Origin of the sequence: Candidatus Propionivibrio aalborgensis, assembly GCF_900089945.1 — a bacterium.
Classification (GTDB): domain Bacteria; phylum Pseudomonadota; class Gammaproteobacteria; order Burkholderiales; family Rhodocyclaceae; genus Propionivibrio; species Propionivibrio aalborgensis.
Map to the genome: position 1 here is coordinate 1 of NZ_FLQY01000057.1, position 8,063 is coordinate 8,063.

An 8,063-nucleotide genomic window follows, 5' to 3' on the forward strand; every position below is an offset into this window, starting at 1 on the left:
CCATTCGTCATTCGTGGCATGGGCCGCCAGCGAATCATAGGCAAAGGTGCGACGGTTAAGCCAGGCCATCCAGAAAAACGGAAGAATCAGCCCAAGCCCCGGCACCAGCCACAGAGGTAAGGTCACCAGCCAGCCGATGATGAACAGCACGGCCGCCCCAATGCTGTTCCAGGTCGCCGCCGCTACGCTGTCACTACCCATCCGCGCGAGTTCAGGATAGTCAGTCGTGGAGAGACGATTGAGCAATAGCGGCAGTACGACGACGGCGGTCAGCAGCATGGCGATCAAGTAGCTGGCGGAGAGAATCAACAACCAACCACCGAGAGCAGCCAACAGTTTGGCCAGCCAGAACGCACCCCAGGACGCGATCCAGCTCATCGGTGGCTGTTCGACAAGACTGGCGATCAGGTAGTCGAGCAAAAAAACGGAGAGGCCGATCATGATTAGCAAGGCAACGATCGCCGGCCCGAAGAAATAGAGCCAGACGCGACCCTGGCCGAGCGTCACCAAACTTCGCCGTAGCGCCAGAATCACTTCAGGCATACCGCTTCCCTCCCTATTCTCACAATCCCTCCCACATTTTCTGAAGCCGCTTGCTCGATACGGGCGCCGGTGTGCGCAACTCCTGCGCGAAGAGCTGCACGCGCAGCTCTTCAAGCATCCACCGGAACTGCTCGACTTGCGGATTGCTTACACCCTGCTTCGCCAGTACGATGGCACGTCGTTCGTAATTCGTCCATAGCGGCGCATATTCAGCCATCAGGCGCGAATCGCGCAGTTCACCTTGTGCACCGCCCGCCTTCAACTTTTCAAGTCGCCGCGTGATGGCCATGAGATAACGTGGATAGTGCTGCAGTCGCTCGAAGGGTGTCTCGGCGACGAAGCGCTTGCCGATCAGGCGGCCAAGTTGTTTCTCGACATCCTGCAACGCGACGGCATGGCTCCGAAACGCCGTCAATCTCTTTTGCAACGATTGCCAGTCGGCCAGTATCTGCCCGACCAGCCGGCAGATTTCCTGCGCCAGCAGTCCCAGCCGCGTTTTCGCCTCGCTACAGCGCCGCCTGAAACCCTCTGCATCGGTCGGCCATGGTTCGGCCATGCAGGCACGCACGAAGGTGAGCTCGATCAACTGCCGGCGCAGATCGTCGAGTGAACCAAGCGGCATGTAGACCATGGCCATTTGCGTCAGCCCCGGCAGGTTCTTCTCGAAGTACTTGAGCTGGTCGGGAAACTGCAGCATGAACAGCCGGAGGAGGCCAGTCGCATGCGCTTCGCGCGCTTCCTCAGGTGAATCGAAAACGCACAGTGAAACGCTGTCGCCGTCGTCCGAAAGACCGGGATAACCGAGTACCGTTTGCCCGCTGCCGCCGCCAGCCATTTCGACTTCCATCACTTCGGCAAGCTCGCCGAAACTCCAGTCGGTCATCCCCGAATACTCGGAGGGTGTTTCATGCAGCTCGGAAAACTCCTGTTTGGCCTTGCCGCCCCACTCACCCCGCAAATCGCTCAGGCTGCGGCTCATGCCGAGCTGGCGGTCATGCTCGTCAACCAGCTTGAAATTGAAACTGAAATGCGCCGGCAGCGCATCGGGACGGAAAGCATCCGGCGTAATCTCCCATCCGCGCGCATTGAGCCCGCGTGATTGCAGGATGTAGTGGATCAACGACGACACCAATGATTTTCCCGAAGGTGGCACGGCAACCACGAATTCAGCGGCGAATTCTGGCACAGGAACCAGCTTGGAGCGTATCTTCTGCGGCAGCGTTTTGACCAGCTGAATGACCTTTTCCTTGAGCAGGCCCGGCACCAACCACTCGCACTGCACTGCCGGAATCTGGTTGAGCTGCGCCAGCGGCACCGTCAGCGTCACACCATCACGCGGGCTGCCGGGCTCAAACTGGTAAGTGAGCGCAAACTCAACCCCACCCAGTCTGATCTGATGCGGGAAAGCTTCGGTAGTAATTCCGGCCGCCTCATGGCGCATCAAATCTTCGCGCTGCAAATAGAGCAACCTCGGATTCTCGCGCTCTGCCTCGCGCCGCCAGGTATCGAACTCGGCACCGTTGCTCAGACCCTCGGGGATGATCTGATCGTAGAAGGCGAATATCAGCTCATCGTCCACCAGCACGTCCGGACGCCGCGATTTGTGCTCGAGCGTTTCAATGTCGAGCATCAATTGGTGGTTGTGCGTGAAGAACTTCCAGCGCCGGGCATACTCTTCGGCAATTTCCCCGGCAACCAGCCCCTGGCGGATGAAGATTTCGCGCGCCTCCTGCGGATTCAGCGGACCGAAATTCACGCGCTTCTTCGGATTGACGACAATGCCGTAGAGCGTCGATCGCTCGAAGGCGACGACCTGCATCGCCTTCTTTTCCCAATGCGGATCGAACCAGCCGCGCTTGATCAGGTGCGCACCGACCGTCTCCAGCCATTGCGGTTCGATGCGCGCCACGCAGCGGGCGAAGAGCTTGGTCGTTTCGGTGATTTCAGCAGCGGCGATCCACTTGCCGGCTTTCTTGTTGAGCGCCGAGCCGGGATGGATCAGGAACTTCATCCCGCGCGCGCCAAGGTAGTGTGCCGAATCCTCCGACTTGCAGCCGATATTGCCCAGCAGGCCGGCGAGCAGTGCGCGGTGGATCGCCTCGTAGGTGGCTGGAATCTGATTCTCCTTCCAGTCGTGTTCGGCTGCGAGGCCATGCAACTGCTTGTGGATGTCGCGCCACTCGCGCATGCGCAAAGCCGAGAGAAAGTTTTCGTGGCAAGCCTGAACCAGCTTGCGCTGCGATTTCTTGTGTTCTACCGCGCCCTCGTACCAATTCCACAACTTGAGCCAGGAAAGGAATTCGGATTTCTGGTCGGCAAATTGTTGGTGTGCGGCGTCGGCCGATCCCTGGCGTTCCTGCGGCCGCTCGCGCGGATCCTGAACGGTCAGTGCGGCGGCGATCACCAGCATCTCGCGCAGACAGCCCTCTTCTCGCGCGGCAACGATCATGCGCGCCACGCGCGGATCAAGCGGCATCTTCGCCAGCTCCTGCCCGATCGGTGTCAGCGCGCGATCGTCAGCCACCGCGCCAAGTTCGAGCAGGAGCTGGTAGCCGTCACTGATTGCCTTGGGCGGCGGTGCTTCGATGAACGGGAAACTCTCGACATCGCCGATGCGCAAAGCCTTCATGCGCAGGATCACGCCTGCCAGCGAGGAGCGAAGAATCTCCGGATCGGCATACGGCGGACGCAGGCCGAACTCCTGCTCGTCATACAGGCGAATGCAAACGCCGGCGGCGACGCGCCCGCATCGGCCGGAACGCTGGTTGGCCGACGCCTGGGCGATCTTCTCGATCTGCAATTGCTCGACCTTGTTGCGGTAGGAATAGCGCTTGATCCGCGCCAGCCCCGTATCGACAACGAAACGGATGCCCGGCACGGTCAGCGAGGTTTCGGCAACGTTGGTCGCCAGCACAATTCGGCGCCCGGTATGCGGCTTGAAGATTCGCGACTGCTCCTCGGCCGACAGACGGGCGAAGAGCGGCAGGATTTCCGTATGCGGCGGGTGGTGTTTTCTGAGTGCTTCGGCCGCCTCGCGAATCTCGCGTTCGCCCGGCAGGAAAACCAACACGTCGCCGCCGTGATCAATGCCACCACCTCGGCTCAGTTCGTCGCAAGCATCTACGATGGCGTCGTAGAGATCGCGCTCGCCTTCCTTTTCCGCCTCTTCGTTCTGCACCGGACGATAACGAATTTCGACCGGATACATGCGGCCCGAAACCTCGATCACCGGAGCATTGTCGAAGTGCTTCGAAAAGCGCTCGGCATCGATCGTTGCCGACGTGACGATGAGCTTCAGATCGGGACGCCGGGGCAGCAGTTGCTTGACATAGCCGAGCAGAAAATCGATGTTCAGGCTGCGCTCGTGCGCCTCGTCGAGAATCAAGGTGTCATACTGCCCGAGCCATGGGTCGCCCTGCGTTTCGGCCAACAATATGCCGTCGGTCATCAGCTTGACGTAGGCATCTTTCGAGGTGCGGTCGGAAAAACGGATCTTGTAGCCGACCAGCGCGCCGAGCTCGCTGTTCAGTTCCTGCGCAATCCGCGCCGCGGTGGCGCGGGCGGCGATGCGACGCGGCTGCGTATGACCGATCAGGCCGGTAATTCCCCGGCCCAGTTCAAGACATATCTTGGGGATCTGCGTCGTCTTGCCCGAACCCGTTTCACCGCAGACGATCACTACCGGATGCTTTTCGATCAGCGCAGGCAATCTCGCCACGGCGGGCATTGATCGGCAAATCGTCGGCGAACTCGGGTTTGGGCAGACTGATCACGACGGACCAGGACGGCCGCACGCGATTTCTCAAGAAGCCTGTCGTGTTCGGTCTGCAAATCGTCGCGCCTTCTTGCCGAAGGCGTGGCGCATGTTGCGCGCCATGGAGCGCAAACCTCGCTGGTCGACGGCCAGGCAGTCCGCGTAGTCGGATTCACGTTTCAATTGATGGAAGAACAACAGGGAAGGCGCAGCACAGGCAGTGGCAATCGATCGGCGTTTCCAGCGCGGATGGGCTGAATGGGTGAAATCGGATAAAAATGGGCACGACCCCATTCTACCAGCCTGCATTGCGGTCTTTCTGCTGTTGGCAATCGCCACCCTAAGCAACGCCATGAACGCTCGCCTGTGCCGGACCGTCGACATCGATGGCGACCCGGCGCGATTTCGACCTCTCCCATCAGAAACTCCGCGTCTGACGCTGTCGGATTTCTTTACACCAGTCGTCAAGGCGCTCGCGCACAGGACGCTTAAGCCGTTGATTTAGAATCCAACACTTTGCATGGTACAAAACTCGCACCTTCTACGCTGGTTTGGTTCGATACCGCGATTCGTGTTGCACGACCGACTTTGCTCTCCGAAAAAGCGGTTCGTGCATAGCTGATCGGGACAAGCGCCAAATCGATGCCGCCGAAACTTTATGGAGGTAGCGACCCATGAATACCTGCTTATCGAACGCCCGGTTGACCACATGCCGGCCCATTCGCTTTGCTGCTGGTGCAGCGCTCATGGTCGGATCGCTGGCTGCCCATGCCATTCCGGTCACCTGGAGTGGTACAACTGGTGACTGGTTCGATCCATCTCAGTGGAACCCAACTCAGGTTCCCACCTCCGGCGACATCGCCTCGGTAAACAACGGCGGAACGGCCAACGCTGCTGCCGGCATCGCCGCCAACAGACTTTTCATCGGGACGCTTTCCGGCGCCACCCCATCGGCCACCGGTTCGGTCGTCGTAAGCAGTGGGGATGTGGTGACCGACATACCCGTTGTCGGCCAGACCACTACCGCGGGTGTCGGTGCCGTCGCCACCGGCAGCCTGACCATCAGCAATGGCAACCTGCTGCCGTCGGGGTTCTTCCCATTCGGCGTGACCGTCGGACAGAACGTCGCCTCGGACGGCATTGCCAACGGGACGATCAACATTGCCAATGGCAGCATCTTGCTCGGCAACGCAGCATCCAACCCCAATCTCTTTATCGGCATGGCGAGCGGTGGTGCGACCAAGAGTGGGTCGGCGACCGGCGCGGTCACGGCGCAGGCGATCGATACCTCGGTCAACGCGCTGAGGTCGGTGTTGATCGGGCGCGCGGACAACGGCGGCACCGCCAACGGCACGCTGTCGCTGACGCAGGGCAGCGGAACGCTTCGGGTGACCGACAGCTTCCTGGTGGGCTCGTTGTCGTCCCAGTCCGGCGGCAGCGCCATCGGCGTGGCGAACCTCGCAGGCACGCAGGTCGACAAGGTGGGTGCGTCTTTCGGGCTCTTTGAAATCGGCAGCGTCGACGCCTCACAGTTGGTCAACAACATTGGCCTGGGCACGGCGAACGGGCAGGCCACCATTGCCGGCGGCAGTGGCTACACGACCTACCGGGTCGGAACGATCATCGGCACGGTCGTGAACGGCAGCGTGCAGGCCGACGGCGTGCTGAACGTCGGCAGCGGCGGCCTCGTCGCGTCGTCGACCAGCCCCGGCTCGTTGCAGATCGGTGTTTCGCAGGGCGTGCCCAACAACAACGAGCTGATCGGCCTGGGCGGCATCGCCACCGGCACGGTCAAGGTTACCGGCGGCAATGTAGAAAACTTCGGCGACATCCGGGTCGGTCGGGCGCAGGGGTTCGGCAAGGGCATCGGCAGCCTGGAGGTCAGTGGCGGCGACATCACGATGGGCAGTGCCGCCACGTTCGAGGTGGGCGCGGCACGCAAAGCCACCGGAGCGATTGTTGGTACGGTGGCCCCGATGGGCAAGGGTGAGGTGGTATTGCGCAACAGCACGCTCGCCTTTCAGCCGGTCGGCCCGACCGTCCCCTTTACGTCGCTGCTGAGCGTGGGTGACGCGAACAACATCGGTTTGTCGGTGGCGGACGCGTCGACCGTTCCGGTGCACGCCGATGGCAAGCTGACGCTCGACAACGTGGCCGTCACCGGAGACCCCTTGCTGCGGGTCGGTAATGTGTTCAGCAGTATCTTGGACACGGCACCGACGACGGCGCTCGGCGTGGTCGAGGCGACCGGCGGCTCGATGGCCCTTTCGAATTTGTTCGTCGGCACCGGGAACGGTGCGAATGGCCGCATCGATGTGAACGAAACGGGGGTCACGATCGCTGAACAGTTCGTGGTCGGCTTACATACCGGCTCCCAGGGGCAAGCCACTATCGCCAATGCCGCGGTCACCGTTGGCACAAATCTTGGTGTGGGCGCCTCCAATTCGCCCTCGTCGGCACCGATGTCCGGCAAGCTCTCGCTGCAGAACAGCACCATGGACGTCGGCGGCAACGCCATCATCGGCCCGCAGTACCAGGGCGGCGCAGGCGTGCTCGAACTGACCGACAGCACTCTGCGCGTGCATGGGGCCGTGATGCGAGTCGGGCAAAGCTCCAACAATGGTACGTTATTCGGCGACGGCGCGGTCAGCGTCGAGCGCAGCCTGGTGGATGTCGATAACCTGCTCCGCCTCGACATCGGCTCGTCCCTGAATTTCGCAATCGACGGCCTCGCCCGGGTGAGTGAGTACGGCGCCTTCGACGTCGGCACCGCGGAGCTGGACGGACTGCTCAATATCGACCTGGGTCTCGCGCTGTTTCCGTTGCTTGGCGTCGTGCATTTCGATCTGATCGTATCGTCCCTGCTCGACGGCATCAGCGGTGACTTCGACGTGGTCAACCTGACGGGCCTGGCGTCGGGCTACGCCGCCTCGTACGGCGTAGTGGTGGACCAGGGCGTCGAGATCTATCGCCTGTCGCTCACCCGTGGCCAGGTTCCCGAGCCGGGAACTCTCGCATTGCTGGTGCTGGCACTGCTTGGCATGCTGTCGATGCAATACCGTCGTGGCTTGCGTACGGTTGGCGCACGCTGACCCCGACCCAGTCATAGCGCCGGTGTCGTGCCTGGCCGAGGTCTTATAGCGCTTGCCACGCGTTACTCGGCAGTCGCCAATATAGGCGACAGAAGGGGCGTTGAAGAATGAGCGAACCAGGAGTGGCAATTTCTGGAGCGCAGCAAGCTGCTCCTCGGACTTGTCGCGCAGCCTCTCACCTTTTTTCAATGGCCGCCTCGCGGTGCCGGTACGTTTGACATGACGCCACACCAATTCGTCTGGACTCAAGCCCGGGGCGTAGCCGGGCAGGAAGTGCAGGGTCGAACGGCCTTCGGTGGGCGTGACGTATTGCTTCAGTAACGCCGTCTTGTGTGCCGGCAGACTATCCAGCACGAGGGGACAGGCTTCTTGCGGTATTTCATCATTTTCTTGAGCAGTTCGGCGAACAACTCCGCGTTGATCCCACCCTCGTAGGTGGTAGACCAGAACGCTCCTTGGCATTCGCCGCCGATGCCGTGGCGCATGGCACGCGCCACGGAGCGCAAACCTCGCTGGTCGACGTCCAGGCATTCCGCGTAGTCGGATTCACGTTTCAATTGATGGAAGAACAACAGGGAAGGCGCAGCACAGTCAGTGGCAATCGATCGGCGTTTCCAGCGCGGACGGACTGAATGGGTGAAATCGGATAAAAATGGTCACGGCGACACTCTGCC

4 protein-coding genes and 1 pseudogene are annotated in these 8,063 nt (G+C 61.2%); 2 read left to right on the plus strand and 3 right to left on the minus strand.

Annotated features, from left to right (window positions below):
* The coding region (locus tag PROAA_RS04165) for an EI24 domain-containing protein (protein WP_186410130.1) at window positions 1-543 on the minus strand (543 nt) is incomplete at its 3' end.
* A 19-nt stretch (window positions 544-562) separates the two neighbouring features.
* Window positions 563-4,270, minus strand: coding sequence for an ATP-dependent RNA helicase HrpA (hrpA, locus tag PROAA_RS04170; RefSeq protein ID WP_245664151.1), 3,708 nt, complete (start codon window positions 4,268-4,270; stop codon window positions 563-565).
* 289 nt (window positions 4,271-4,559) lie between these two features.
* Here hrpA and PROAA_RS04175 point away from each other — a divergent pair, with 289 nt between their 5' ends.
* Both PROAA_RS04175 and PROAA_RS04180 read left to right on the plus strand, forming a co-directional pair.
* On the plus strand, window positions 4,560-4,802 hold the full coding sequence (locus PROAA_RS04175; protein ID WP_186410131.1) for a hypothetical protein: 243 nt from the start codon (window positions 4,560-4,562) through the stop codon (window positions 4,800-4,802).
* A gap of 169 nt (window positions 4,803-4,971) precedes the next feature.
* Window positions 4,972-7,389 carry a beta strand repeat-containing protein gene (locus tag PROAA_RS04180; RefSeq protein ID WP_186410132.1) on the plus strand — a complete coding sequence of 806 codons (2,418 nt, stop codon included), beginning with the start codon at window positions 4,972-4,974 and terminating at the stop codon, window positions 7,387-7,389.
* A 78-nt stretch (window positions 7,390-7,467) separates the two neighbouring features.
* Here PROAA_RS04180 and PROAA_RS19360 read toward each other — a convergent pair.
* Window positions 7,468-7,847: pseudogene (locus tag PROAA_RS19360) on the minus strand (transposase); the annotation flags it as partial.
* Window positions 7,848-8,063: the final 216 nt, after the last annotated feature.